This window comes from Bacillus licheniformis DSM 13 = ATCC 14580 (assembly GCF_000011645.1).
Lineage (GTDB): Bacteria > Bacillota > Bacilli > Bacillales > Bacillaceae > Bacillus > Bacillus licheniformis.
The window spans coordinates 927,501-953,142 of the sequence record NC_006270.3 but is presented as its reverse complement, the minus strand read 5'-3'; the positions used below and the strand labels follow the sequence as shown (position 1 = coordinate 953,142).

Genomic DNA, 25,642 nt, shown 5'->3' with positions numbered 1-25,642 from the left:
GACTGCCGATGCAAATAAAAAAAGCCTGCCTCAGGGAAGCAAGCTCTTTTAAGATTCACCCTTTTTTTTCTGATAAATTGATGAAATCGCAGCCGTTATAATAAAAATGCCGATAAACAGCCCGATCATAATGAAGAAAAAGTTTGGCTTCACCTGGAATGAAAAAGCCGATTCGCTCTCCATGACAAACGACAAACTGTTAAACAAGATATCATTGCTCGTTTGATTTGAAAAAAGGTGATAAAACAAAAGCGCAGCCGCAAGCATCGGAAATGCGAGAAAGCTTGAGAAACTGGCAAAGATTAGTCCCTGCTTTAAAGAGTTTGTATTCATGATGATTTACCTCCAATTCCTCTGATCATCAGCTGTTTCATAATCGACTTTCCGTCACCCATAAACGGAAGCAGATACATCATATGCAAAGCATAGGTGGAAAAGAACAGCAGCACTCCGACGGAAACCGCGTTTTCCTTAAGAAAAAAGACCGTAAACAGCACGCCGGCTATTCCGAGCACACCTGGAACAAGCGGTCCCAACGCCGTAATCCAAATCGACCTTTTATCATGCAGCGACATGACAGGGCGGACAAATTTGACTGACATCATATCAGCCGCTAAAAACCCCTGCGGGCCGTTCCTGCCGGCAGCTTTCCGGTGCGCGATGCCGTGCACCACTTCATGAAGCGCCGTTCCGGTGATCAACCCGAAATAGACGACGGAAAAATAAGCCGCGATGCCGACGATCGATCCATCCGGAACAACGGTGTACGCTGCAAGCGACAACATCAAAAAGACGAGCCAGAACACGATGATTTTCTTAGAAATCACTTGCAGAAACTTTATGTACAACAGCAGAAACGAATCAGAATGGCTTGAAAACCTCTCCTTGTAGCGGATATGATACTGGCTGAAGAATTGATAAAGCACTCCCGCAAAAGACGGGCCCTCTCCGTACCTCCAATTGATCAAATAACGGCGGTTGAGCCCTGTCAGCAATTCGTGCAAATCTTTCTGCAGCACCTCTTCCCTGACATTAAACACACCTTTGAGAGCTTCGGCAATCTCCAGCTCGTCTTTTTTCCCGTCGACTTCCTTCAGCATTTGATAAGCAGTCGGATTAATGGGAAAATCAGCATCAAGATCATGATCTGAAATATGCTTCCGATTCAGTGTCACATGCTCTGGGAAATAGGGAATTTTTTTGATTCCGGCCAGCGATTTCAACATATTAATGATCATAATGGTACCTCCATTTAAACCCTCCGTATAAAAGCAGGATCAGCAGTAATTCAAGGCACGGTATGAAAAACAGCAGCGCTTCGCCCGTGACGTTATCAACCGCATAATTCACGATGAAAAACAGCGGAATCAAAAAGAGCAGGAGCATTCCGAAAGAGAAGATCCCCATATAAGGGTTGTTTCGGTCAAGCGGAAAAATAATGCCCGCTAAATAGAACATCGCAATCGAGTTTAAGATCACAGCAACCGTCTTTAAAAAGACCGGAAAGCTCTCCGGGAAAGTCCACGTCAGCACGGAAAACAAAAAGAGCTGAATGAGGCCGAGCATACAGAGCCCGAGATATTTTGACCACAGTACCGTTGCCGTTTTTAAATGAAGCGCCTTATACATCTGCATCATCCGCAGATCGTTGCCAAATGAATTGAAGGCGATGATACCTGTCACGCCTCCCAGAACCAAATAGCTCTCACCGGTAAATCCAAACTGAAACTTGTATTTCAAAAAGCATAGAGCCAAAAGCAAAAAAATGAAGTTTAAAATATTTTCTTCATTTCGGGCTTGAGACTTTATTTCTTTCACCGCCAAAGACAGCGGCTTTGATGACGGGATTTTAATAAATGAAAACAGTTTAGATGATTTTTTTTCAGTGAGGATCGGCACAACATTCAGCGACATAAAAGAGGCCGTGACTGCTGCTGTCAAGATCAGCACAATCGGAATGACGCCGGCATCCGACGCCTGACCGTTCAGCATGAGAAACAGCGGCGCTGCAAAATATGTCAAATGATAATCAAAAGACGAATAAGCGTTCTGAATGTTTCCAAGATCGAATGATGTGATTCCGTAAAACACGGCTAACACGACAAGGACAAACATTGAAAAAAACTTTTGCAGCGGAAAGCCGAATTTTAAAATCAACATATACACCAAGTTATAGACAAGATTGAGAAGCGAAAAGAAAAAGATGATCTGTACAAAAAGAAGTGCAAAAAACGCAAAAGCAAACCAAAACCCAACACCGCTGGCGACAAAGTTCGGAATCAGCAGAATGAAAATCATAAACAGGACAAGAAATGAAACCGCTCCGGCAAACGGGATGAAATATCCGAGGCTTCTCTGGAAGGCCGTCAGCGGAAACCAGCTGAGCTGCATGGAAAAGCTGTGCTGCTCTGGCGTCCTTACTTTAAATAAAATGAAGAAAACAAATGTAAAAATCGACGCGTTCATAAACATGGAAATCACGAACAATCCGAGAGAACGAACTTCGCCGTTCAGAAACGCGCTTAAAAACATGCCTGTAAAACTGTAGCCGATGATGCTTCCCATCGTTACCGCCAAAAGCAAAAAAAGCACGGCGATCGCTTTTTTTGTACCGGTATTAAAGAGCTTGCCCATTTCCTTCTGCCACATTTTCAGCATCATTTTAGAAATTTCGAATGATTTGATCAAAATGAGCACCCCTATCACTCAGCATCGAAGCTTTTAAGAATACTTCTTCAAGTGAATCGCTGTTATATTTAGCCTTCAATTCTTTCACTTTTCCTTCATCCATTTTGACGCCTTTTGATAGAATTGCTATCTTATCGCACAGTTCTTCCGCAGAAAGCATGTCATGGGTGGCCAGCAGTATCGACCCTTGCGTGGCCGCATAGCGCTTCATCAGCTTTTTCGTATTGATGACCGCTTCTATATCGAGCCCGCGAAACGGCTCATCCATAATGACAAATTCGCTCTCCAGCATAAAAGCGGCGATCAGCTGCGTCTTTTTTTTCATTCCGTGCGAGTACGTTTCAATCGGCTCCTGCAAAGCCTCTTTCATATCGAAAAGCTCGATTAATTGTTTCCGTTTTTCATTTGATGTACAATGATACATAGAAGATACAAAATCCAAATATTCTGCGGCTGAAAGGGCGTCCGGCAAAAGGAGTTCATCGGGAACGTAGGCGAATTTCTGCTTGAATTCCGCCGTCGTGTTCGGCAGGTCATCCAACAGAATGGTTCCTTCGGTAGGCGTGATGATTCCTAAAATGGAGTTAATGATCGTCGTCTTCCCTGAACCGTTCGGACCCGCTATCGCGACGATCTGGTTTTTTTCGATTTTTATATGAAACCCGCTAACGGCAGTCACATTGTTTTTATATGTTTTAGACAGATGATCTATTATAAACATAATGCCTCCAGGGTATGATTAATGTCAGGAAAAGCTTAACCGCCCCCCACAGACGGTTAAGCCTCATCAAATATGTCTTGTTGTTGTGAACAGATACTTAAGTATGGCTATTTCCTACATTCGATGCTGACCTGCAAACCGCTGACCCATTTGACGGATCCCGTGAAGCTGCCGTTTCCGTTAGCCACACACCATACAGCGGCGCCAAGAACAACAGTTGCTCCAAGTGCCAAAAGCACTGCAACAAACACCAAGAACCAAGCCTGATCTTCGATCGACGGATTGACAGAATAGTCAACCTGAGGTGCTGCGTATGTCATTTTTCCCCCTCCTTTCTATCAAGTAACCAAAGAGTAACATATCCAAAATCATACTGAAATCTATGAAATTTCCTATTTCATAAACACTACGTTCCAACTATTTATTTAAGGATCTCTTGGTTTTTCAATCTAATGTCCCACCCTTTTCGGCTTGAATGAGAAAATTTAAGCCCCGTTTCCATTTTACGAAGCCTGTATAATCTATTTGTCTTATTTTCCCGCCTTCTTTTTCTCTTATTTTTTCTCTTTATAAATCTCGCGCCATACAAGGAGTTCGAGAAAAAAGAACTGGATAATAAGCCCTTTCTTCTCCCGGAATCCAGAAGCCAAAATACCCTCAAAGTCCTTTTTTTAAAAAAACGAGATGATTCTATTTTATCTATTCCATTTCTGTTATTTTTATGTATAAATTTAAATGTTGCCGTTACAAACCTGCCGATCCTAGATCAAAAGATATTGATTACATTGTAAAAACAAGTTAACATTATGTCAAATCTATTTAACAATATGTCAAATATACTATATAAACGAAGAATTGCAGGTGGTAGGATGAACAACAGGGTAAGAGAATTGAGAGCAAGATACGGGTATTCACAGGAAGCCCTTGCAAAGGCGATCGGGGTTACAAGGCAGACGGTTGCGGCCATTGAAAAAGGCAATTACATACCGTCGCTTCTTTTGGCTTTGAAAATTTGCAAGGAATTTCAATTAAAAATGGAAGACGTATTTTGGCTAGAGGGGGACAAAAACGAATGAATATGATAACACGGACTTTCTTTCACATCCTTCTGTTCGGACTCGCATGCTGGACGTTTATAACCTTTTTCCACACATCGGAACAAATTGCCAAAAGCCTGAAAACAAACGATTCAGAGCTTCATTTTGTGTTTAATCTGATTCCCATCCTTCTCTTTGGGCTCGTCCTTTCGATTTACACATACTTGGAGAAAAAAAGCGGTTCACGCAAGCAGCGCTTTATGCTCGTCCCCGACGAATTTAAAGAGCAGGATGAAAGAGAGCAGATGATTACCGCAAAAGCATGCAGAACATCATATATCGTGCTGTATGTGGCGATGCCGGTCGCAGCGCTTTTATTGATCTTTTATCCGTTTTTCCAAGTCAGGATTCCGTCTTTTCCGATTATCGTCATCTTTATGCTGATCATTATTCAGCATCTTTCATATATGTTTTCATTTTATAAAAACAGATAAAAAACTCCAGAATGTCTGGAGTTTTTTTATTTAAACGGTTTTTTCTTTTTGCCTCGACGGAAAATGGTCATTTCCGATGACTTCGCCTGATGCTTTACTTTGAAGTTTCGTTCGAAACGGAAGGAGCGGAAAAACCTTTTCTGCAAAATGGTACGCTTCTTCAAGATGTGGATAACCTGAGAAGATAAAGGACTCAATGCCGATGTCGGCGTATTCTTTTATTCGGCTGGCTACCGTTTCCGGATCACCGACGAGCGCTGTTCCCGCTCCGCCTCTGACCAGTCCGATCCCCGCCCAAAGATTCGGGCTGATCTCAAGATTGCTTCTGTTTCCCTGGTGAAGCTGAACCATCCTCTTTTGTCCTGATGAATCCATCCGTTTCATCGCGTTTTGGGCTGCGGCAATCGTTTCATCCTCCAAGCGGCTGATCAGTCTATCCGCCGCCTGCCAGGCCTCTTTTTCCGTTTCCCTGACGATCACGTGCAGCCTGATTCCAAAACGGACGGTTCTCCCTTCTTTTTCAGCCTTCTTTTTGACAGATTGGATTTTTTCTTTGACGAGATGAGGCGGCTCTCCCCATGTCAAATAGACGTCCGCGTGTTTGGCGGCAGTCTCCTGCCCGGCCTTTGACGAGCCGCCAAAATAGATTGGCGGATGAGGCTGTTGGGCGGGCGGGAAAAGCAAGCGCCCGTTTTCAGTCTTCAGGTGTTTCCCTGAGTAGCTGACGGTCTCGCCTTTTAAAAGCGACCGCCATATGTCGAGAAACTCATTTGTCGCTTCATACCGTTCATCATGGCTGATAAACAGGCCGTCGCCGGCTAATTCATACGGATCACCGCCGGCGACCACATTGATGAGAAGCCTGCCCTCTGCAAGACGATCGAATGTCGAAGCCATCCGCGCCGCAACCGACGGCTGCATCAAACCGGGTCTTACAGCGACCAAAAACTTCAGATTTTTCGTGACTGACGCCAGAGCGGCTGCGGTAATCCACGGGTCTTCGCACGATCTTCCCGTCGGAAGAAGAACCCCTGTATACCCAAGCCTGTCAGCCGCCTGCGCCACCTGCTGAAAGTAGGTGTGATCTGCGGCTCTTCCTCCCGTGTTTGTACCAAGATAACGTCCGTCGCCATGAGTCGGAATAAACCATAAAATGTCCAAAAAGATCTCCCCTTTACTTTTTGTTTCCTTGATAGCTGTTTCTCCAGCCAAGGCACTTTTTTTCCAGAATTCTGACGAATGAATCCGTCAGCTTGCCGACGGCGGCAAAAATCAAAATCCCGACAAACACCTTATCGGTTTGCGAAAACTGTCTGGCATCCATAATCATATAGCCGACTCCAGCGCTTGATCCCATCAGCTCGGCAACAACAAGGCCCAGCCACGATACGCCGAGCGACAGGCGGATGCCTAAGAGAATGTTCGGGAGCGATGCAGGAAGAATGAGCTTTGTCACCTGCTTCAGCCAATGGAACTCCAATACCCTCGCCACATCGAACAGTTTCGAATCGACGCCCCTGATCCCTGAAAATGTGTTGATATATACCGGGAAGAAAGCCCCAAGAGCGATCAAGAGCACCTTTGACAGCTCATCGAAACCGAACCATAAGATAAACAGCGGCGTGACGGCGAGATGCGGAACGGTTCTCAGCATTTGCAGAGAAGGATCGAGGTAATCCTCGGCAATTTTCGAAAACCCGATTACAAGCCCCAGCAGGAGCCCGAGCCCGGCCCCCAGGAAAAAGCCGAGCGCGGCGCGCTGAATGCTGATGCCTAAATGAGTGAAAAGCTCTCCTGATACGATAAGATCCCGAAATGTAAGCAATATATCTAAAGGAGCCGGAAGCACGGTTTTTGATATGAGCTCCAATGACCCGACAAGCTGCCATAATAAAATCAACATGACGGGTAATACAAATCCCTTCCCCCATGCCAGCCGAAAAGCGGCCGGTCTCAGTTTTGCGCCTGTTTTCGGCTGGATCGAGGGGGTGCTTGATGAAACAGCTCTCATTTGTCATCTCCTTCTTTCAGCGCTTTTTTTATAAATGAATTGTCGACCACTTCTTTTACATCAATCTCTTTGTTAATCGCTTTTAATTTGTATTGAAAATCGGCGGTCTCCTGCTGTGTTTGAATGATGCGGTCTGTGATCGGCTCATTTAACGGTTCGGTGTTATTCAGCACGTTTTCAACGACCTCTTTGTCGAGGTTTTTAATTTTTGCGTACGCTTCAACCGCTTCTTTCTTATGGGTTTTCTGCCATTTCACGGCCTTGTCATACACCTTCAGAAAACGAATCACCTCATCCGGATGCTGTTCGGCGAATTTGCTTCGTACAAGCGTAAAACCCGGGGAATACTTGTCGATTTGTTCCCCGTCAACCAATATGTCCGCGTCACTTTTGATCGTTTTAAGAGACAAAAACGGCTCCCAAATCGACCAGGCGTCAATCGCTCCGCTGTCAAATGCCGGCATGGCTTCGTCAGGCTGAAGCTGAATGATGTTGACGTCTGTTGGCTTCAGACCCGCTTTATCGATCACTTTATACAGGAAATCGAACCCGCTGCTGCCTTTTGCCACCGCCACCTTCTTTCCTTTCAAATCTTTTATGTCATCGATTCCGCTCCCTTTTTTCACAAGAATGCCGTTCGCCTTTAAACCGTCTTGAGAAAGGCCGATTTCTTTAAAATCAATGCCAGCCGCCTGCCCTGCGATCACCGGTGAATTTCCGACTTGGGAAAAATCGAGTTTATCCGCGGCAAGACCTTCAAACTGCGGCGGACCGCTTTGAAACTCTGTCCATTTCACTTTAATTCCTTCTTTTGCGAACTCTTTTTCAAACCAGCCTTTTTCTTTCGCAAGGAGCAACGGGCTTAAGCTTTGCTGCACTCCGATGTTGATCTCTTTTAAATCTCCGCCCCCTTCACTTGATTTGGCTGCTGAACAGCCCGCAAGAAGCAACAGGCAGCCCAGCACATACAACGGCCATTTTTTCACGTTTTTCCGCTCCTTTCTGCTCAAATTCCTGAACCTTCCTGAAAGCTGAATGTTTCCGTTGTCTCGAACTCTTTCAGCACCTTTTGTCTAATTGTTTGAAAAACGGGCGATGTTCTGCTGCGCGGAAAAGGCAGATCGACCGGAATCAGCTTGTGGATTCTCCCCGGCTTTGCCGTAAGAATTGCGATCCGGTTGGCTAAATACACCGATTCGTCAATATCGTGCGTCACGAGGATCATCGTCATCTTCTTTTCTCTCCAAATGTCTGTCAGTACATCCTGCAGATGCTTTCTCGTAAAGGCGTCCAAGGCACCGAAGGGTTCATCAAGCAGCAAAATCTCAGGCTCCCTGAGCAAAGCCCTGGCAATCGCGACCCGCTGCGACATTCCGCCGGACAGCTCGCGCGGGTACTGTTTCTCCGCACCTTTCAGCCGTACCGTTTCAATCAATTCATCGACTTTTTTTCGCACTGCTGGTTCTTTCAGGCTTAAATCTGCGGCGATATTTTGCTCAACCGTCATCCATGGAAAAAGCCGATGCTCCTGAAAGATGAAGCCTTGCTGAATCCCCGGGCCCTTGATTTCTCTTCCGTTCATGCTGATTCGTCCTTCATAATCCCCGTCAAGACCGGCAGCGATTTTTAAGAGCGTACTTTTTCCGCACCCGCTCGGACCGATGACAGTCAAAAATTCGCCGTTTTCGACCGTAAGATTCACGTCTTGGAGCACGCTTGTTTTAAAGCTGCCTTTTCCAAATGCTTTTTCATTCACACGAATTGATAAAGACATCTTGTTCTCCTTTCTTTTCTAAAACTGAAAATAAAAAGCTCTTATCCCAATTGAGATAAGAGCCTTCGGTTGACCGATCAGCGCTGATGGAATTTTCCGAAATATTAAATAACATACTAATTCATATTATTCCGACCTGTCAACCCTATATTATAAAAAAACAGATGAAAGGTTCCCCTTTCATCTGCTGTATTGCCCGCTTTTAACTGTAAATGCTGCCGCCTGCTTTTTTAAATTCCTTCGCCTTCTCTTCCAATCCTTTTTGGATAGCCTTTTCTTCATCAAGGTTGTTTTCCTTGGCGTAGTCGCGAATATCCTGGGAAATCCTCATGCTGCAAAATTTAGGCCCGCACATTGAACAAAAGTGTGCCGTTTTGGCGCCTTCCGCCGGAAGGGTTTCATCATGGTATTCGAGCGCTCTTTCCGGATCGAGCGACAAGTTGAACTGATCCCGCCAGCGGAATTCAAAGCGCGCCTTTGAAAGCGCGTCATCGCGGATTTGCGCGCCGGGGTGCCCTTTTGCAAGGTCAGCCGCATGGGCCGCGATTTTGTATGTTATGACGCCTTCGCGGACATCATCTTTGTTCGGCAGTCCCAAATGCTCCTTCGGCGTCACATAGCAAAGCATGGCCGTTCCGTACCAGCCGATCATCGCCGCTCCGATCGCCGATGTAATATGGTCGTAGCCCGGTGCAATATCGGTCGTCAGCGGACCGAGCGTGTAAAACGGTGCCTCTTTGCAAATCTCCATCTGCTTGTCGACATTCTCTTTGATTTTATGCATCGGCACGTGTCCCGGGCCTTCGATCATTACTTGAACATCATGCTTCCAGGCGATTTCCGTCAGCTCGCCGAGCGTCTCCAATTCGGCAAATTGGGCCTCATCATTCGCATCGGCAATCGAGCCGGGACGAAGACCGTCTCCGAGCGAAAATGCGATATCGTATGTTTTCATAATCTCGCATATCTCTTCAAAATGGGTGTACAGAAAGCTTTCCTCATGATGAGCCAAACACCATTGCGCCATGATCGCCCCGCCGCGGGATACGATTCCGGTGACGCGCTTTGCTGTTAACGGCACATACCGGAGAAGGACGCCGGCGTGAATCGTGAAATAATCAACGCCTTGCTCAGCCTGTTCGATCAATGTATCGCGGTAAATGTCCCAAGTAAGATCTTCCGCGACGCCGTTTACTTTTTCAAGCGCCTGATAAATCGGGACTGTTCCCACAGGCACCGGACAGTTGCGGATGATCCATTCTCTCGTTGTATGAATATCTTTACCTGTGGACAAGTCCATCATCGTATCAGCGCCCCAGCGGATGGCCCATGTCATTTTTTCCACTTCTTCTTCAATCGAAGAGGTGACAGCGGAATTGCCGATGTTGGCATTGATTTTGACGTGGAAGTTGCGGCCGATAATCATCGGTTCGCTTTCCGGATGGTTGATGTTTGACGGAATAATCGCCCGTCCGCTTGCCACTTCATCACGAACAAATTCGGGAGATACGTGCTCTCTGATCGCAATAAATTCCATCTCGGGCGTAATGATCCCCTTTCTTGCGTAATGCAGCTGAGTGACATTTTGTCCTTTTTTCGCGCGCAGCGGTTTTCGTTTCAACCCTGTATAGCTGTGGCTCGCTTTCTCTTTGCCTTTATAGCCGTTATCCTCCGGTCTTATTTCTCTGCCTTCATATTCTTCGGTATCGCCGCGCTCCCTGATCCAGGTCGCCCGCAAAGGTTTCAGCCCCTTAAGAATATCAACGTCCGCATTGGCGTCCGTATAGGGGCCGCTCGTGTCGTAGACGCGGACAGGCTGGTTTTCTTCGTCGCCAAACGAACCCGTCGTCGGACTTAACGAAATTTCTCTCATCGGCACTTGAATGTCAGGACGCGACCCTTCGACATACACTTTGCGGCTCCCTGAAAAACTTGACATTATCGAGATGTTTTTTTGCTGTACTGATTCCTGTTTCATGTAAAAATCCTTCCCCTCTAAAAAATTGATCAGGACGAAACTCCGGAACAGCACCAGCACAAAAAACCAGGCTCATATGATGAACCTGGTTTTACAGTCAGTAAAATCGCTAGAAGACAGACGGACCATACCCATTCCCCATCTTCTCTCGAATCCTTTTTACTTCCCCACGCTGGTACGAACCAGATCAGGTCCAAAGGGTTAAGAAACGCATGTCTCTCTCTCAGCCCGCATTCGGGCACCCCTAGTAATGCTATTAAATTTCGTGATTATCGTATCACAACCCATTATGAATGAAAAGGGAAAGTTAAAACGATTCCGAAAAGAAAGATAAATGAGTCGTTAGGACTACGAAAAAACTGACAAAGGAGCCGGCTGTCAGCCAGGCTCCTCTCAATCATCAAGTTATAAATTGCGATGCAATATATGAAGGATTTCCTTGAGCTCACCAGCTGCAATCTGCCCCGGTGCTGAAGCTTTCTTTGCGGCACCGAACGTCATTGCTGAACCGAATACCTCGCCCGCCAGGCGGCTGATGATACCTTTGCCGGCCATTGACATCGTAATAATCGGCCGATCTGCATACTTCTCATTCATCGTACAAGTGGCTTCAAGCAGACGCAAGACATCAGCCGTGGTTTCCGGCATCACCGCGATTTTAGGCAGATCAGCCCCTAATTCCTGTGCTTTTCGCAAACGGGAAACAATTTCTTCTGCAGCTGGTGTCTTTTCAAAATCATGATTAGATATAATCACGGACACTTCATGACCATGTGCTGTTTCCACCAGCGCTTTCACTTGCTCTTCGTCATTGAACAGCTCGATATCAATCACATCGGCAAGCCCTGTTTTAACAACCGCTTCATTTAAAGAAAAATATCGCGCTGTGCTGATCTCTTTTTCTCCGCCTTCGGCGGCGCTGCGGAAAGTGAAAATGAGCGGAGTGTCCTTTAAAAGGCCGCGGATTTCCGCCAATGCCGCGCAGACTTGATCAACGTCATCTACATCTTCATAAAAATCAGCACGCCACTCCGCAATATCGGCATCAAGCGTTTGAAAATAAGCCGCTTCTTCTTTTAATTGGGCAAGGTTTTTTCCGACAAGCGGCACACAGATTTTTGGCCGGCCTTCACCCAATGTAATTCCTCTGACCTTCACCAGTTTCTTCAATGTTTCAGCTCCCGTCTTTCTGTATTCGAATTTCCTTTATCAAATCACTGTGACTACTGAATGTCAACTGTTCGTGCAAGTAAAATTTTTTATGCGAACCACTGCATATTCTCCGCTCTTCATTTTATTGCACAAGTATGCTGACCTTCAATAGCTATAACATAGAGGCCCGCCAATCGGAAGCTTTCTAACTGGAAGAAAGGACGATGCTGCCATAGACCAAGAAAAAACTGCCCTTCGGATCAAGGGCAGTTTTTAGAGCCTTGCTATTTAATGCGTGATGCGACTGAACATTTCTTTACTAACGATAACATGCTTCAGTTCTGCTTCCGACGCCTTGGACGAGACGCCTCCTGCGAGCCGTTTGAACTTTAGCTTTCCAACCTCTCACCGTTTTGATGATGGAGCATTGTCAGTTTTTCCGGGAGCGGCATTGAAAATCGAATTAGCCAGCAACCGATATTGATGCTGCGGATGATCGTCATTGGTTAAATCGTTAGCGAAAACAGTTAAGTTCTTGTTGTGATCTTTATACGTGAAGGCCATAATCTTCCCTTTGGCAGCATCATAAGCGATAAAACCGACATCAGATAACACTTTGTGCACGATTTCTTAAACACATCCCCATTTCTTAATATTTTCAAATTGTAATAAGAGAAAAGACGATACAAGGGTGAGGGGTCTTAGCTGGATTTCATTTATAGATAAACAAAGGCCTGTAGAACTTTTGGTTATACAAGTTTCCTCGGACTCTGGTTCAGCATGAACTCATCCACTGCATATTCCTCTCGACAGGCTAAAATCCTGAAGGAGCTGCCTCTCGGTTCCTTCAGGCAACATGTTGAAGACCGCCTATCTCAGTCTCGCCGGTCCCGTGACGGGTCCCAAATTGCTGAATGCCCGGTCAAAGCGTCGCATCGCTGTCTCGAGCGGACCGGTAGGAAGCCGTGCAATCAGCCACCCTGTCACCGTCGCCACGGCCGCGACGAACAGATCACCGAATGGAATTGCCCCGATATCATACTTGGCCCCCGAGATTTCAAGAGCCCATATGACAACAAACTGAGCTGCATACATCGTCAACGCTACACGTCCGACTCCCGCGAACGGCTTTAGCACTGCAGAAATCTTCTGCGGCACGAGACATACCATTCCTAGAACCAGAAAGGCAGCCCCAAGCCCCAGCATCGTCTGGAAAGTTGACGCACTGTGCGGAGCTATCGAAAGAAGATTGTGCCAAAGCGGCGGTGCCACGTTGTGCGGCCAGATTGCATACTGATCCGGCTCGGCGCCGGCGGTGCCTTGAACACTTACGAGCCATTCTTCGAAGGAACGGCTCAGCCAAGGAAGAACGAAAACGCCCAATAACTTAGAGACGATAAGCATGACTGCGCCGCTGCTTACTAGCGAAAGTGCCGTACGCATCCTGGTCAGATCAAAGCGCCCGATTGCCATACCGGCGACGAAAGCGGGTGCAAGTGCGAGCGCCGACATCGGGCCGCCTGCAATATCGCCAAGCAAGTTTGCTCCCGACAGGACGCTCCCTCCGAGAATCATCAGCGGCGGGCTCACCGCAAGCAAAACAGCTGCTGTTGTAACGAGCACACGCGTCGAACGGCGAATCAGCACCAATGCCAGCACAAAAAGTGCAGCATAAGCCGGCAAAATCACCCCGAACGGAGTATTCAGCATGATGAGCAGATATCCTATCATATCGATAAATACCGCGCGGGCAAGCATCCGCGTCCGAAATGCGGCCGGCTCCATTCCTCTGTCCATCATGCGCCCGGCCATGATCGAATAGGAGATTCCGCCGCAAAGCACAAATAGAAGCGTCGTATTCCCGGAAACGATCGAACCGTTCGTTTCGTTCAAGGCGAAGTGCTGCAAATACATCCCGATGACCGCCAGTCCCCGTGCTGCGTCAAGTGCCACAATACGCCCTTTCCCCCGCGATTTTTCACGCACGATCTTCTGTCCTTCTGCTGAGTCCCGGGTGACAATTTCAACGAGTGCACCGTCCTGAAGCGGAGTTGATAAATCTACAAGCTTTCCGTTTAATTTACCTGCAACCGCATGTTCCAGACCGCAGCTAATGGAAGCAGCAACATCTTCAATACTTGCTTCCTCCTCAAATTCTCTGACGGACCCGTCAGGCAGTTTAATGCGAATTGACAACTGTATTCCTCCTCAAAAAAAAATTAATCCTTTTCCTATATTTAGGTGAAGCCATGCTGTATTCAATATAGCGGGCAGATGTCGCTAAAGTTTGATCAACTTGTAAACAAAACGTAAAAAGGCGGTCGGAGGATCGGAACACATCATTGGTATAAAGAAAAGCACCTTGTCGATGACAAGGTGCTTCATTCTTACTGACTTACTGAGTGTGATCTTGATTGAATGGACTTCAATGAAGGGACAACTGTTTGAACGGTATGCATCATTTCACGGTGCGCTGAATGAAGAGTGAGAATGCGGACAACAGTTGGTCATTGCGTTTATGTTGGCGGCTCTCCGCTTTGATGAGGAATAAACAAAAAGAGCATTCCTTGTGTAAGGAACGCTCTTTCGTCGTTTGGCAATACGGTTTTTAGCGATATCGGTGGTCGTGGTTGAATATACCCATAGAACCATTGATATATCAAGGTTTTTGTCTGCCTTTGTATAAAATTTGTGCAAAAAATTTAAAATTGTTAATAATGCGGACAGCCGCATATTCAAATATTGATATGATGAAAATTCCAACACAAGGGACGAAGAAAGATGAGTATTAACACAATCGTTCTGGTTTTCAAACTAAAATAATTCTTTCACCAAAAAGGCAGGCCATCACATGACCTGCCCAAACACAATTATGTTGCGAGCCTAGATGCTACAGAAAATTCTGCATGTTGTTGTTCAACAGATGTGTGAATGGAAGCGCTCGACACGACCAACAAGCCCAAAGCAAGGGTCAGCGAAAGAAACAGCTTAGATTTCATACAGAAAGTCGCCCCTTTTGATTTGTTTCTGAGCCTGCACCATCTGATCATAAAAAAATATGGAATCATTTGGCCGCTCATTCCTAGTATAGAATAGAGCTGCTTCTAATGCCAGTTCCTCAAGATAGGGGTAACCACGACTATCCCGTAATGGTTTCATTGTTTCTAGTACCTCTGACTTATTAGCTGATTTTATAAACAGTGCCTCTAAAACATCCAACAGACACAGGAATAATTCATCTTCAAATACCCGCGCACTTTCAAGCGCCTTTTCATAAAATTTTCGTCCTTCAATATTTTCGTTATTTCGAAAGTGAATTAATGCCAAATCATAATAAGCCTGAGTCAGTTCTTTTGCCTTTATTTCCTTTGCTACATCAATCGCCTTATGAAAGTATTCAATAGCTTTTGTTGGTCTCTCCATTGCATTATAACAATATGCTACATTTAAAAGAGCCTTTGCAACGATCGCCTTGTTTTGAATGTCTTCCGCGGATTCCTTAGCGCTTAAAAGATGCGGTAAAGCTTGATCATGGGTTGATAAATCAATGTAATTCCCAGCAACAACGAATAGACAATTAATTCTTCGAATCACATATGCATCATAGGATTTATAAATATCATAAGCGAGAGACACATAATACATTGACATATGAGTCTGTTTCATATGATAAAACACTTCCGCCATCTTATAATAGAATTCAGCCTTTTCTATTTTATCTGAAACTTTCGTCAACTTTTTTTCTGCTGCTCTATATGCCTTGATTGCCTTTATGTATTTTCCGCGAGAAAAATGATACATTCCGGTGAAAAAGGAAAAATAGTATTCGAGCAAGCCTGACAATTTTCTTCCCTGTCCCTCAATTTCCCTAAGATAATCAGATTTGCTCAGCTTTTTTTCTGCCGGGAAAAGATATTCCAACATTAACTCATGTCTAAAATTCATAAGCTGATAATAGGAAAGCAAGTCCTGATCTTCTTCCATTCTTTCTATAGCTAAGTGAACTTCCGCCTTTAATCGTTCTGCTTCTATTACGTTTAATTTTTGAATTTCGTTGTACCAGCGGTTTATTTTGATTCCAACTTCTGAAGACGGGATAGTCTCCAACTGCCATCATTCCCTTCCAGCTAACATCCTTTTTATGTTAAAGATTAACATACAATTCATAATTGCAAAACTTCTATCAGCCCAAAAAACGAAATTTTCGTGATACCGAAAGACCAATTTAAAACAAATGGCTTTTTGGTTTAGTCACAGAGCCTAAAGAATGCTACAACAAACTTGTTTACGGTAATCGAAATGAATCAATAGAAATAATGACCTAAGCCCAATGATTCATTTTCATGGTTGAACAGGATATATTCACCAAGTACTTTCTATAAAGTGGTAAACTATATACTGATTGTAATGAAAAGGATTAGAGGAGAATGCCATGAAGACTCTTGATGTTCAGGCGCTGCACAATGCAATAGATCAAACGCTGGAACAATTAAAACAACAATCAGACGAAATCGCCAAAGTCAAAAAGGCTGTTGAGGGCATCACATCACTTGATGATGCTTTAAAGGGAAAAGGCGGCGACGCGATCCGCGCCTTTTACGAGGAATGCCACACCCCTTTTCTACAGTTCTATGATACTTTTATAGAGGAATACAGTTCCGCGCTGAAGAAAATGAAAAGCGCGCTGAATTCCCTGGAACCAAACCATAACGGATTTATTTCACAGTCCTTTCTCGGGCATGAGTTGGAGAATGGCTTGAATGCCGCTGATCGCACAACGAAACATTTGGTTTCTAAAACCAACGCCACGATCGCAAAAGTCAGCCATATTGTCGATTTACCGGATTTGAATGACAGCGGTTTTCATGAACAAAATCAGAAAGCGTTAAAGGAAATCAGCACGACTCTTGAAAAGCTCCATGCGTTTGACCGCGGGCAAACCAACGCCCTCAAAACGGCTGAAAACGATCTTGAGACGATGCAGAGATACATGGCGCGGCTCGAAAAGATGTATACCGGACCAAAAATTGAAATAACCGGCTATCAAAAAGGTTCGATTTTAAAGCCGGATGAGATGGATACCTTGAGTGGAAATCAAGAAACAGCGATGGGTGTCATGTTGAAAAAAGTCGGAGACAAAGAAGATGCGGACATTAACACTCTCGCCGATCCAGATCGATTAAAAAAATTGGCGACACAAGTGTCCAAAAAAGTGTATACTGACGAAGAATTAGAAAACCTGAGTGAAAAAGAATTAGAAAAACTAAAAAAGGTTTATAAATATGTGAATGGTCATAAATACTGTTATTATTTAGATGGTAAATATGTCGTCGGCATACAGTTGGTTGACGATCCTCCTGCAGAGGATAAAGAAGTAAGTGATTTAGAGAAATATTCAAGAATTGGCTTGGAGCTCTTAGGTGAAAGTGACTTTGAACGAGCTGCATTGGGATATGATCCTGATACATACAAAAAGCTTTCTCTCTTTGAACGGTTCGAGGCCGCTGTTAATTTAACGCCTCCATTGAGGATTGTCAAATGGATTCGCAAGGGAGATAAGCTAGCAAAAGTTTCGAAGGTGGATAAAGGGGCTAAAACAGCTGGAGATGTTGGTAAGAAGACCGCTCCCGTTGCAACCAAAGAAAAAAACACTAAGCTGGGAAGTATAACAGGATACAAGTTTAAAAAAGGTATAGACTTGGATTTTAGAGGAACAGGTAAGACATATAAAGATGCATTAGATGAAGCCTTTAAAAGAACTGGAGTACCTAAAAAAGAATTTAAAGTTACAAAATGGGGAAAAGACGAAAATGGAAAATCATTCCCTGTTGAATGGAGATCTAAAAATGGGGCGGAAGTTAATATAGATGTTGGCCATACCAAAAACGGCCCGGATGTTCCTCACACTGGATATCAAACCGCTGGGAAAAGAGGTGGCGGAGGAGCAATTAGAGGTCATATTTTAGTAGACTCAGTCCCTATAAACAGATAATTTTGGAGGAGTTAGTATGTGGGATCTTAAAGAACAAATTTTAACTGCCGCTAAGTCAGTTGACATTAAGGTAAATGAATTATCAACAAATGATACAGAAATCATATTTCATAATTTGGCTAATAAATACGCGAATGGGAAAAAGCATTTTCCGTTGTGGGAGTTTGTAGAGAAAGATTTTTCTGTACAAAACCAAGATGCTTGGCAATGGATAGCCGATTATATTGCAGATTCTGAAGCAATTCTAATGTTTAACCCTTCAGATGAAAAATCTTCCTATAAAATTGATGGGGGGAATAATGTAGTAAAGATATTATCTGAAATGTTTAATGTCGAATTCTATGTCACTAATAAAAACAATGATTATTTATTAAGTTTTAACCATCACGATATACTAAGTGCATGTGGAAATGCAAAAGAATGGTTAAAACAGTATAACCCCCAGCAACAAGATTAAATATGTCAGTATGAATTCGTTTAAAAAGTAGGCTCTCTGTGAAAAGAGGGCCTTTTTCATTACTTCAGTAACGGTTCAATTTAGCCTTCATTTTTAGTCCGTAAATCCCATCAGAAAACATCGTTCATCAGCTGGAATCGTTTGACTTTATTCGCCACACGGTTAACGTCGTGAATGGGTTTAACAATTGAAAATACATTTTATAGTACCAATTATCATAATCACTTTCATTATATGTATTGTGGTCTAACTTCTTTTTTTCCTGTAGCTACAACACTTCTAAAACTTAAAGCTGCAGTATCAAAAAAATAATCAATTAAATCTAAATAAAAGTCTATTTTACTCATTGAAACTTTTGTCCACTTTACTTCAAACCAAGAGCTTAAACCATGATTAACTTTAATTTGACGAATGCGATTATAGATATCAGGAAGAAAACGAGCATCAACTTTCATTTCTCCTAATACCATTACATCACTATTATCCTTTTCTAAATGGCAACTCTCATCACAATATATATTAAACAAGGGCGGACCTCCTGGATCTTGAAAAATGCTTTACTGGTAATTATATCATGGTTTTCCATCCTCGAAAACCAATTAAGATCTTTTAAGCTATTAAAGCTTCTAAAAAATCAAGATCGGTTTATTCTCAAAAACAATAGTATTTAGGTTTATAGACCTGATCAATAAGATTCATTTTCATGGATGAACAGGATTTATTCCCCAATTGGTTTCCGTATAGTGGTAAACTCTATACTGATTGTAACCAAAAGGATTAGAGGAGAATGCCATGAAGACTCTTGATGTTCAGGCGCTGCACAATGCAATAGATCAAACGCTGGAACAATTAAAACAACAATCAGACGAAATCGCCAAAGTCAAAAAGGCTGTTGAGGGCATCACATCACTTGATGATGCTTTAAAGGGAAAAGGCGGCGACGCGATCCGCGCCTTTTACGAGGAATGCCACACCCCTTTTCTACAGTTCTATGATACTTTTATAGAGGAATACAGTTCCGCGCTGAAGAAAATGAAAAGCGCGCTGAATTCCCTGGAACCAAACCATAACGGATTTATTTCACAGTCCTTTCTCGGGCATGAGTTGGAGAATGGCTTGAATGCCGCTGATCGCACAACGAAACATTTGGTTTCTAAAACCAACGCCACGATCGCAAAAGTCAGCCATATTGTCGATTTACCGGATTTGAATGACAGCGGTTTTCATGAACAAAATCAGAAAGCGTTAAAGGAAATCAGCACGACTCTTGAAAAGCTCCATGCGTTTGACCGCGGGCAAACCAACGCCCTGAAGACGGCTGAAAACGACCTTGAGACGATGCAGAGATACATCGCAAGGCTCGAAAAAATGTATACCGGTCCCAAAATAGAAATCACCAGTTATCAAAAAGGCGCGATTTTAAAGTCGGATGATAACTCTACAATAAACGGACTACCTGGCGGACTTCAGGGCCAACTGGAGAATGTCGAACCGTCTCCGATGGAGATGATGCTTGAAAAGCTCAACAAAAATAAACGATCTAATGTGGATACGGTGATTAGGGAAGACAATAAAGAAAATATCAATCAAGACGTTTATGCGAACGATTTTGATTTGAATGCGTTGCAAAACGAAGCAGAAAAATATCCGAAGGTTTATGGAGATATTCGGGTCATTGATGGTAAACTATATAATCATAAAGGATGGAAAAGGGTCAAAACAGTTGATGTCGCCGATGAAGTGGTTCAAAATCCGGCAGACATTAAATATATCGGTGGGCGTTACCATGTATATGAAAATGGTCAAATCGTAAGAGAGTACATTGTAAACGGTAAAGTAGAGATGGAAGCTGTTAAACGTATTCCAAAAAGTCGAAGCCAAGGGAATCTTAAGCGAGATTTTGAAGGAACTCCTTTAGAACCAGTAAATGATATAGGGGATTTTGTTGCAAAAGAAATAGCGGGCGGTAATGATGCGGTTCGGGTCATAACAGGCAGAGATCCGGACACAGGTGAAAAAGTCTCTAATGTCGAGCGTGCTGCGTCCGGAACTTCTTTAACACCTGTTGGTCGGTTGCTAAAGTACGGGAAAAAAGGATTTAAGTTATTTAAAGGTGAAGAGGCGGGAAAGAAAGTTGCGAAGGTAGATAAAACACCTTCCTATGGCAAACAATCCGTACCAAAAGGTCCGTACCGTGAAGTAAATGGTTTCCCTGCAAAAGTTAAACCAGGAGCTCAAGAAAAACATATTCCAGGAACACCAAATTATAAACAAGAAGTTGCAAATGGCAGAACCAAGAGTATCTTCTACGGGGATAATAAAAAAGCGCAAGAGTTGCTTGATAAATATGCTGGCACAGGAGATATGTTAAAAAAAGGAAACAAAGAAAGAGTGGATTTTGGTCAAGTAATAGGAAAATACTATAATACAGAGACCCGTAAATATGAAGAGACTACAAGAGGCATGATACATTATGGAAAAAACGGCGCTCATATAGTACCTTCACAACCGTCTTAAATAAATATAGGAAAAGAGGATATACATGGAACCTGATTCTTTATTCAAAACATTATTAAAATACAAAGATAGAGAACTTATATTAGAATGGGAAAATGGATTAAGAGTAATTGGTAAAACTGATACATTTTTCGAAACAGACAACGGTCTGGAGGATGATGATATCAATTATAAAGAATATTACGCAACGGCTTTTCAAGTAAATAAGGTTTTATCTCCTCCCGTTAATAATGAAGAAGATAGTCTATATAATTGGCTATTGGAAGAGAAAAACTCCCTAGTTGAAATTTCTCTTTATGAAGATACACCGAATAAGATCTTAGTAGACGGTAACACAATATGGGAATTAGACAGTGATGAATAACAATTGACACGTTGGAATTTATAAAATCTAGGCCCTCTTGAAAGAGGGCCTTTTTGTATTAAACCAATAGCGACTCGAGCTGCGCCTTTGTCTTCGTTCCGTAATAGACATCAATGCCGTTATTTTTAGCGCCTTTGTCCGGATAGAAATAGAGGGCAGCTAAAGCCTCCTGAATCTGTCGGACGGCCGTTCCCTTCATAATTAGGCTTTTGTAAATTCCGGGCGGAATGGGTACTTTTTTGCTCCTGCTTTTTCGTGCTTTCTTTTTCGGGGCCGATGTTGCCGGTTGCTTGATCCACCACAAAGGCCGAGATATTTCGCAATACCTGTTCAAAAATTGCCTGGTAAAATTCGTCTGTCTGCTCCCGTGAGCATCCGGCAATAAATACCCGATGCATCCCCTCAACATGTCTGAACCTGCCGCGCCCATTCGTAAAAATCCAGCACCGCTTCAGCATCAAAATAATAGGGGCAATCCGGGTCCGCTAACACCTCGACATCTTTAAAAAATCGCTGCACAGCCCATTTATGCTTTTGACAAGCCTTTATCTCACCGGAAAGTATTTTTTCGCTAAGCCCATAACGCTCAATCAGAATTTCAGAGGTGACCTCTTGCATTACATCCGGCCCCCGAACCGCTCTTCCTCTTTTGATTTCGGCTTGTCGTCATCCTTTTTAGGAATCACGAGCTTGCAGCGCGAGGAAATGGTTAAAGCCCGCCGTGACTTTCGGCAGAAGATCATCTGGTACTTGCAGAAGAACCACTCTGTAATTAAGCGCCGCCTTTGCCTCTTTTAAGAATTTGCTTGTTTTTGTCCGTAATCTCTCGCCAAAAGCGCTCAGAGTGCTCCTGCGTTTTTTCAAGGTGGTTTTCTTTTATTGGGTTTCATGTCTTCTTCTCCTTTCACTAAAACCACATGCATGACAAATAAAAAACGGACACCAAACAAACAGCGTAAAAGCTGTAAGTTCAGTGTCCGCAGGCATTCCATCTTGGACTTAATTATTAATTTTCTCAATCTTAATGGGTACTTTATATAGTTCCTCTAATTTCATTACACAGCGTAGGCTCAGATTCGTTTCCCAATAAAATGACTTCCTTATTGATTGGATGCAATATATACCAAACTTGATTATTTTCATCCTCTATGAATACATTTTTCTTAGTTGACTAGTCAACCGTATTTAATACAATTGTTGAAAAGATAGGAACTGAGCACAAGCAATAAAATACATTACTATCCCAACAGTTAAAGATTTAACATCATTAAACTGAGAAAAAGAAAGCAACAAATATATCTCAGTATAAAAAATGAATAAAAAAATCAAATATGAACAAGTCATGAAAAATTTGAAGTATCTATTAGACTTTATTTTAAATAAAGTATGCTCTGGTTTTTTTACTAGATTCAAAGTTAAAAGAACAAAGACGTTTACTGCAATTAATATTTCAGCCGTACAGACAAATTTTCGTTATAATCCAAATTAAACTTTTTTTTAATGTCTCACCTAAAGATACAAAAATGACCATCCAAGCAAACGTATAAACCACATACATACATGCTCTGACAATGAACATTCTTTCCTTTGAAAAAAGCTTTTGTTCAAAAACAACTGAAGAAAACAAAGTATCGGCTGGAATACTCTAAAAGCTGTTATTATAAATAAAATAAAAAAATAACAACGGTCGGAACTCCAAAAGAACTCAATAATTCATTAAAGATTTCCAAAAGATTCACTTATTAACACCTTCTTTTTCTTTATCCTACTAATTTTATCAAGATATGATATCCTCCTCAATGCCCCTTGCTGCACCCATAGTTGGAACAGCAGGCCTTTTTACTCACGTCAGCTGTATTCGATCAACACCAACATCCCCTCAAATTCATTCAAAAAGTGATCAATGTTGAGCTAATTCTCGTTGAAATCAACTTCCTCCACCGTCTTCCCGGACTTATGAAGAAAAGCATTATTTTTAAAGTGCGGGAGCCGCCTGATGAGTCAATCTATTTCCACCGCGTCATTCCATGAAACTGGATCTTTTATATTCATATTTTGCCATGTATTGAAAACATGGAAAGGACAGCCGATACAATTAGATTTTGCATGTGTTATAAACCCCTCGCGTTCAACATAAGTGATGTAGCGCGATCGATCTATGAAAGCCACATCAACCAGTGGATGCTCAGCTATCTGCCAGCATTCCCGACTCGGCTTAACTCTTTGAGTCTCGTCAGTGCTGATCCCTTTACAAAGATGTACTACTTCTTTTATGAGCTGCCTTAGCTTGTAGCCAAGCAACAAGCGAATTTCCCTGTTTACAGGCTGTATTTTATATTCACTTGTACATTGCCGGCGCGCGATACCAATTTCACCGTTTGAATCCCGAATATAGAATGGCGTACTAGCGAAATTGAGTATTTCAACCGACTACAATTCATGGATTAAGGCACACTCACAAGCGTGCAGCTTTATAGAAAGGTGTCAATTTATTATGTAAGTGAAATTAGGACATGCTGATATAGAAACCACGTCAAATACATATGCTCACTTAATTAAAGAGCTTCGGGAAAGAGATGAAACTGAGACAGTAAACATTTTTGAAGATAGGCTGTTGAGGAAGTTGAAAAGCCTGAAGAAGTTGAGGATGTGTATGTGTAAAGAATGTGCAAAACCATTTCAAATCATAACGTTTTCTATCCAATTCTTTAAAAAGAGCTAAGGATTCCGGTGGTCGGGGTCAACCGACACTCTCGAAGGAACACGAATTTGAGTCGTGCCGATTCTATCGGAAAGCCCTAGCCCGCGGTATATTCGATATAATAAGCCATTACGGTCTAGCATAGCGTTAACTTCGCATTTTAGATATAACTATAGTATAGCATTCAAGTTACCAAGAAAACTGAAATCATAAAAAAGACGGCTGTAATAGCCGCCCTCTTACTGTTGTATTTTTGTTTTATGAGCCCGCTCCTCTTGAGGCAAGTAATGTTACTGAGTCTGCTGTTTGGATACTTTCTGCGAGGAAGTCTGCTGCGCTGGTTAAAACGAGTCCAAGCGATGCAGTAAGGAAAGCAGTTACAATAAGTTTTTTCATTTAAAGAACCTCCTTTCCTGTTAGTTTACTTAATTTTATTGCTTTTTCCAAGAATTATGTGGAATATTTGTAATTATTTAATGAGCTGTAGACGTTGGCCACATCCTCAGCAAGCGCCTCAATGTCTACGTAAGCCTCTCTCTCCTCGAGCATTTCGATAAACTCTTTTACTTGCGGTACACCCTCGATGGGAGCGCTATAGCATATATTTAGAATCGAGAATTTGAGCGAAAAGTTGATATTATCCGTTTTCTGAGCAAACTCAAAACCAAGATGAACCCACTTAAGCGCCTTATCAACCTCACCTATCTTATAAGTTGACCTAGCTGACTCGTATATGCACTGCATGTACATAATAGGCGCATTTTTTTCGATATCATCCGTTTTAAATGAGAGGTCGAAATACTCGAGTGCTTCTTCATGTTTATCCTCTTGAATTTTTAAAAAGCCGAGATCATAGTAGACAGCCGCCAGCAGATGATTATCGCCCATCTTGATCAGTCTTTCTGCGCAACTCTTAAGCATATTTTCAGCTCTTGTTAAACGTCCGTCGTCTATATAATTGAGTGCGAGCAGCACCGTACAGTTTATCGACTGTGTCTTATATTCTTCATAAGCCCTATAAATGCTCTTCGCGATTGAAAGATGATGAAAAGAAAGTAGAGTTGTTTTCGTAAAATAATAGAGATTTCCAAGCTTATAATGAAACTCGGCCTTTTCGATTTCATCTTCGACATTATCGAGCTGCCGCTCGGCAACTCTAAAACAATTAAGCGCTTTAGAGTAGTTGCTCCTCGCACTTTCATACATTCCTTTAAAGAGAAAGTAATAGTATCGTAACAAACCGTCTGTCTTCGCCTTATCTTCAGCAATAGGCGGAAGCTGCGGCTCCCCCGCGACGTCTTCCATTAATACTCTGAACCTGTAATCAAGTAGATTAAAGTAAAGCAAAACATCCTGATCTTCTTCCATTACGTTTAAAAGGCCTTTTATTCTGTCCCTAAGTTCTACGGCATTTGAAACATCTCTCTTTTTTATGTGAACATACCACTGATTGATGAGATTGGCTACGTTCACAGAGGCTGCTGCTTTCATTGTCAAACCTCCCACACTTTACTGCCTCTATCGCTATGAGAACATTTTACAGAAAGTTACCAATCTTTGCAAAGAAGTTTGTATCAATAATTTACTTTTCGCCCTATAAATAGATAATAAATCATCAGATATATTTTTGCTTTTGTAAAAGTTTCTGCACCGTATTAAGCTCATTTCGATAAATCTCACGGTATGTTCCCGTAGCTTCCGGAGCTCGCAGTCCTTAAGAAAAAATTCTTACGGCTTCGTTCCAAGATAAGGAATA

At 42.9% G+C, this 25,642-nt stretch carries 24 protein-coding genes, 1 pseudogene and 1 riboswitch; of the genes and pseudogenes, 6 read left to right on the top strand and 19 right to left on the bottom strand.

Annotated elements, in window-relative coordinates; genetic code table 11:
* Positions 1 to 48 precede the first annotated feature (48 nt).
* From TRNA_RS26215 to TRNA_RS26195, 5 genes are all read right to left on the bottom strand, one after another.
* The gene (locus TRNA_RS26215; RefSeq protein WP_011197680.1) at positions 49 to 333 is read right to left on the bottom strand and encodes a hypothetical protein; all 285 of its coding nucleotides are present in this window, start codon (positions 331 to 333) and stop codon (positions 49 to 51) included.
* A complete protein-coding gene (locus TRNA_RS26210) occupies positions 330 to 1,238 on the bottom strand; it encodes a PqqD family protein (protein ID WP_009328999.1) in 909 nt (302 codons plus the stop codon). Before TRNA_RS26210 ends, TRNA_RS26215 begins: the two co-directional genes overlap by 4 nt.
* The gene (locus TRNA_RS26205; protein WP_011201596.1) at positions 1,228 to 2,697 is read right to left on the bottom strand and encodes a hypothetical protein; all 1,470 of its coding nucleotides are present in this window, start codon (positions 2,695 to 2,697) and stop codon (positions 1,228 to 1,230) included. The genes TRNA_RS26210 and TRNA_RS26205 overlap by 11 nt, the downstream gene beginning before the upstream one ends.
* A complete protein-coding gene (locus TRNA_RS26200) occupies positions 2,663 to 3,409 on the bottom strand; it encodes an ABC transporter ATP-binding protein (RefSeq protein WP_003180002.1) in 747 nt (248 codons plus the stop codon). The genes TRNA_RS26205 and TRNA_RS26200 overlap by 35 nt, the downstream gene beginning before the upstream one ends.
* 107 nt (positions 3,410 to 3,516) lie before the next feature.
* On the bottom strand, positions 3,517 to 3,729 hold the full coding sequence (locus TRNA_RS26195; RefSeq protein WP_003180000.1) for a hypothetical protein: 213 nt from the start codon (positions 3,727 to 3,729) through the stop codon (positions 3,517 to 3,519).
* A gap of 549 nt (positions 3,730 to 4,278) precedes the next feature.
* Here TRNA_RS26195 and TRNA_RS26190 point away from each other — a divergent pair.
* Both TRNA_RS26190 and TRNA_RS26185 read left to right on the top strand, forming a co-directional pair.
* Complete coding sequence (locus TRNA_RS26190; RefSeq protein WP_003179999.1) at positions 4,279 to 4,485, top strand: helix-turn-helix transcriptional regulator; 207 nt, start codon at positions 4,279 to 4,281, stop codon at positions 4,483 to 4,485.
* The gene (locus TRNA_RS26185; RefSeq protein ID WP_003179997.1) at positions 4,482 to 4,940 is read left to right on the top strand and encodes a hypothetical protein; all 459 of its coding nucleotides are present in this window, start codon (positions 4,482 to 4,484) and stop codon (positions 4,938 to 4,940) included. Before TRNA_RS26190 ends, TRNA_RS26185 begins: the two co-directional genes overlap by 4 nt.
* A 30-nt stretch (positions 4,941 to 4,970) precedes the next feature.
* On the opposite strand, the gene ssuD is transcribed toward TRNA_RS26185, so the two are convergent.
* The 9 genes from ssuD to TRNA_RS26140 form a co-directional block, all read right to left on the bottom strand.
* Positions 4,971 to 6,101, bottom strand: a complete 1,131-nt coding sequence (ssuD, locus tag TRNA_RS26180) for an FMNH2-dependent alkanesulfonate monooxygenase (protein ID WP_003179995.1) — start codon at positions 6,099 to 6,101, stop codon at positions 4,971 to 4,973.
* A gap of 13 nt (positions 6,102 to 6,114) precedes the next feature.
* Positions 6,115 to 6,951 carry an ABC transporter permease gene (locus TRNA_RS26175; RefSeq protein WP_003179993.1) on the bottom strand — a complete coding sequence of 279 codons (837 nt, stop codon included), beginning with the start codon at positions 6,949 to 6,951 and terminating at the stop codon, positions 6,115 to 6,117.
* Positions 6,948 to 7,937, bottom strand: coding sequence for an aliphatic sulfonate ABC transporter substrate-binding protein (locus TRNA_RS26170; RefSeq protein ID WP_009329000.1), 990 nt, complete (start codon positions 7,935 to 7,937; stop codon positions 6,948 to 6,950). Before TRNA_RS26170 ends, TRNA_RS26175 begins: the two co-directional genes overlap by 4 nt.
* 20 nt (positions 7,938 to 7,957) lie before the next feature.
* Entirely contained in the window at positions 7,958 to 8,725 is a 768-nt protein-coding gene (locus TRNA_RS26165) for an ABC transporter ATP-binding protein (RefSeq protein ID WP_009329001.1), read from the bottom strand.
* Positions 8,726 to 8,927: 202 nt separating this feature from the next.
* The gene (thiC, locus tag TRNA_RS26160) at positions 8,928 to 10,703 is read right to left on the bottom strand and encodes a phosphomethylpyrimidine synthase ThiC (RefSeq protein WP_009329002.1); all 1,776 of its coding nucleotides are present in this window, start codon (positions 10,701 to 10,703) and stop codon (positions 8,928 to 8,930) included.
* 147 nt (positions 10,704 to 10,850) lie between these two features.
* A riboswitch (TPP riboswitch) is annotated at positions 10,851 to 10,959 on the bottom strand.
* 149 nt (positions 10,960 to 11,108) lie between these two features.
* Complete coding sequence (gene aroD / locus TRNA_RS26155; protein WP_003179983.1) at positions 11,109 to 11,873, bottom strand: type I 3-dehydroquinate dehydratase; 765 nt, start codon at positions 11,871 to 11,873, stop codon at positions 11,109 to 11,111.
* 387 nt (positions 11,874 to 12,260) lie between these two features.
* The gene (locus tag TRNA_RS26150; protein WP_003179982.1) at positions 12,261 to 12,479 is read right to left on the bottom strand and encodes a hypothetical protein; all 219 of its coding nucleotides are present in this window, start codon (positions 12,477 to 12,479) and stop codon (positions 12,261 to 12,263) included.
* 246 nt (positions 12,480 to 12,725) lie between these two features.
* A complete protein-coding gene (locus tag TRNA_RS26145) occupies positions 12,726 to 14,051 on the bottom strand; it encodes a TGS domain-containing protein (protein ID WP_009329004.1) in 1,326 nt (441 codons plus the stop codon).
* Positions 14,052 to 14,843: 792 nt separating this feature from the next.
* Complete coding sequence (locus TRNA_RS26140; protein ID WP_003179978.1) at positions 14,844 to 15,962, bottom strand: Rap family tetratricopeptide repeat protein; 1,119 nt, start codon at positions 15,960 to 15,962, stop codon at positions 14,844 to 14,846.
* Between the two features lie 325 nt (positions 15,963 to 16,287).
* On the opposite strand from TRNA_RS26140, the gene TRNA_RS26135 reads away from it, so the two are divergent.
* A complete protein-coding gene (locus tag TRNA_RS26135; RefSeq protein WP_011197679.1) occupies positions 16,288 to 17,847 on the top strand; it encodes a T7SS effector LXG polymorphic toxin in 1,560 nt (519 codons plus the stop codon).
* Positions 17,848 to 17,863: 16 nt separating this feature from the next.
* Complete coding sequence (locus TRNA_RS26130) at positions 17,864 to 18,304, top strand: DUF6756 family protein (RefSeq protein ID WP_009329006.1); 441 nt, start codon at positions 17,864 to 17,866, stop codon at positions 18,302 to 18,304.
* 230 nt (positions 18,305 to 18,534) lie between these two features.
* Here the strand turns inward: TRNA_RS26130 and TRNA_RS26125 are convergent, their stop codons facing one another.
* Positions 18,535 to 18,831: a DUF3800 domain-containing protein gene (locus TRNA_RS26125; protein WP_011201595.1), complete on the bottom strand. Its 297-nt coding sequence runs from the start codon at positions 18,829 to 18,831 to the stop codon at positions 18,535 to 18,537.
* Positions 18,832 to 19,096: 265 nt separating this feature from the next.
* On the opposite strand from TRNA_RS26125, the gene TRNA_RS26120 reads away from it, so the two are divergent.
* A complete protein-coding gene (locus TRNA_RS26120; protein WP_003179977.1) occupies positions 19,097 to 20,821 on the top strand; it encodes a T7SS effector LXG polymorphic toxin in 1,725 nt (574 codons plus the stop codon).
* 25 nt (positions 20,822 to 20,846) lie between these two features.
* Entirely contained in the window at positions 20,847 to 21,185 is a 339-nt protein-coding gene (locus TRNA_RS26115; RefSeq protein WP_009329009.1) for a hypothetical protein, read from the top strand.
* A gap of 88 nt (positions 21,186 to 21,273) precedes the next feature.
* On the opposite strand, the pseudogene TRNA_RS44065 reads toward TRNA_RS26115, so the two are convergent.
* The 4 genes and pseudogenes from TRNA_RS44065 to TRNA_RS26090 form a co-directional block, all read right to left on the bottom strand.
* Positions 21,274 to 21,411 (bottom strand): annotated as a pseudogene (locus TRNA_RS44065) (N-acetylmuramoyl-L-alanine amidase); the annotation flags it as partial.
* Positions 21,412 to 21,587: 176 nt separating this feature from the next.
* Positions 21,588 to 21,803 carry a hypothetical protein gene (locus TRNA_RS26105; RefSeq protein WP_003179974.1) on the bottom strand — a complete coding sequence of 72 codons (216 nt, stop codon included), beginning with the start codon at positions 21,801 to 21,803 and terminating at the stop codon, positions 21,588 to 21,590.
* A gap of 2,341 nt (positions 21,804 to 24,144) precedes the next feature.
* Positions 24,145 to 24,282 carry a hypothetical protein gene (locus TRNA_RS43820; protein WP_011201590.1) on the bottom strand — a complete coding sequence of 46 codons (138 nt, stop codon included), beginning with the start codon at positions 24,280 to 24,282 and terminating at the stop codon, positions 24,145 to 24,147.
* A 54-nt stretch (positions 24,283 to 24,336) separates the two neighbouring features.
* Positions 24,337 to 25,377: a Rap family tetratricopeptide repeat protein gene (locus TRNA_RS26090; protein ID WP_009329010.1), complete on the bottom strand. Its 1,041-nt coding sequence runs from the start codon at positions 25,375 to 25,377 to the stop codon at positions 24,337 to 24,339.
* Between the last annotated feature and the right edge of the window lie 265 nt (positions 25,378 to 25,642).